This window comes from Bradyrhizobium sp. (assembly GCF_016462955.1).
Taxonomy (GTDB): Bacteria; Pseudomonadota; Alphaproteobacteria; order Rhizobiales; family Xanthobacteraceae; genus Bradyrhizobium.
Genome location: NZ_JAEMSD010000368.1, coordinates 1 through 338, shown reverse-complemented (window position 1 = coordinate 338; position 338 = coordinate 1). Strand labels below are relative to the sequence as shown.

At 66.6% G+C, this 338-nt stretch carries 1 pseudogene; it reads left to right on the top strand.

The features are described 5' to 3' along the window. Window positions 1–338: pseudogene (locus JHD07_RS28415) on the top strand (AsmA family protein); the annotation flags it as partial.

The following is a 338-nucleotide window of genomic DNA, read 5'->3' as shown; positions in this document are numbered from 1 at the left end:
GCATTGGCCGCCGTCATCGTCGTGATCGGGCTTTTGCTCGTGGTCGGGATTCCCTCGGGCTTCCTGACCTCGACGATCGCCTCGCGCGTCGAGACTGCGACCGGCTACCGCGTGACGATCGACGGCACCACGAAGATCAGCCTGTGGCCGACGTTGAACCTCACCCTGAACGACCTCACGCTTGCCGACCCCAAGGATCGCAGCGGCATCACGCGGCTGACGATCGGCAGCGTGCAGGCCGACATGTCGCTTGCCAGCGTGTGGTCGGGCGCTCCGAAAATCAGCGAGCTCGCCGTCACCCGTCCCGTGCTCTACCAGCCGCTGCTGCGCGAGCGGCT